The organism is Plasticicumulans sp. (assembly GCF_035331805.1).
Classification (GTDB): domain Bacteria; phylum Pseudomonadota; class Gammaproteobacteria; order Competibacterales; family Competibacteraceae; genus Plasticicumulans.
In genome coordinates, this window is record NZ_DAOLKE010000535.1 from 1 (window position 1) to 1,678 (window position 1,678).

The following is a 1,678-nucleotide window of genomic DNA, read 5'->3' on the forward strand; positions in this document are numbered from 1 at the left end:
GCACCGCCTGGCGCTGCATGTTCGAACCCATCAGCGCGCGGTTGGCGTCGTCGTGTTCGAGGAACGGGATCAGCGAGGCCGCGACCGAGACGATCTGCTTCGGCGACACGTCCATGTACTCGACCTGATCCGGTGAGCGCAGCGTGAACTCACCCTGCACGCGGCACGACACCAGCGAATCGATCAGGCGGCCGTCCTGATCGAGCGCGGCGTTGGCCTGCCCGATCACGTACTTGCCCTCCTCGATCGCCGACAGGTAGTCGATGCGGTCGGTGACGCAGCCGTTGTCGACCTTGCGGTACGGGGTCTCCAGGAAGCCGTACTCGTTGGTGCGCGCGTACACGGCCAGCGAGTTGATCAGGCCGATGTTCGGACCTTCCGGGGTCTCGATCGGGCAGACGCGGCCGTAGTGCGTCGCATGCACGTCGCGCACCTCGAAGCCGGCGCGCTCGCGGGTCAGGCCGCCGGGGCCGAGCGCCGAGACGCGGCGCTTGTGCGTGACCTCGGACAGCGGGTTGTTCTGGTCCATGAACTGGCTGAGCTGCGAGGAGCCGAAGAACTCCTTGATCGACGCGGCCACCGGCTTGGCGTTGATGAGATCGCGCGGGCCGAGGTTCTCGCTCTCGGCCACCGACAGGCGCTCCTTGACCGCGCGCTCGACGCGCACCAGACCGACGCGGAACACGTTCTCGGCCATCTCGCCGACGCAGCGGATGCGGCGGTTGCCGAGATGGTCGATGTCGTCGACCTGGCCGCTGCCGTTGCGGATGCCGATCAGCACGCGCAGCACGTCGATGATGTCGGAGGTCACGCCGTATTCGGCGACCAGCTTCTTCAGCAGCTCCTCGGAGCGCTTCGCGCAGTACTGGTGGTCATAGAGCACGCCCGGACCGGTCACCGCCTCGCGCCCGACGCGGCGGTTGAACTTCATGCGACCGACCGCCGACAGGTCGTAGCGGTCTTCCGAGAAGAACAGGTTGTGGAACAGGTTCTGCGCCGCCTCGCGGGTCGGCGGTTCACCCGGACGCATCATGCGGTAGATCTCGACCTGCGCCTCCAGCTCGGAGCGGGTCGGATCGACGCGCAGCGTCTGCGAGATGAACGCACCGCGGTCGAGGTCATTGACGAACAGTGTGCGGAACTCGCTGATGCCGGCGGCGCCGAGCTTTTCGAGGTGATCGACGCTCAGCTCCTCGTTGGCGAGCAGCACGAGTTCGCCGGTGCGCGTGTCGATCACGTCGTGCGCGAGGATGCGCCCGAGCAGGTAGTCGGCCGGGACTTCCAGCGTCGTCACGCCGGCCTTGGTCAGCTCGCGGATGTGGCGCACGGTGATGCGCCGGCCGGCCTCGACGATGACCTGGTCACCGACCCGGATGTCGAAGCTCGCCGTCTCGCCCTTCAGGCGCTCGGGCACGAGATCGAGCAGCACGCGGCCGTCCTGCAGCCGGAAGGTGTTGGTCTCGAAGAACAGGTCGAGGATCTGCTGGTTGTCGTAACCGAGCGCGCGCAGCAGGATCGTCACCGGCAGCTTGCGCCGGCGGTCGATGCGCGCGTAGACGATGTCCTTCGCGTCGAATTCGAAGTCGAGCCAGGAGCCGCGGTACGGAATCACCCGCGCCGAGAACAGCAGCTTGCCCGAGGAGTGCGTCTTGCCGCGGTCGTGATCGAAGAACACGCC

General features: G+C 67.0%; 1 pseudogene. It reads right to left on the reverse strand.

The features are described 5' to 3' along the window. Nucleotides 1-1,678 (reverse strand): annotated as a pseudogene (gene rpoB, locus PKE44_RS19145) (DNA-directed RNA polymerase subunit beta); the annotation flags it as partial.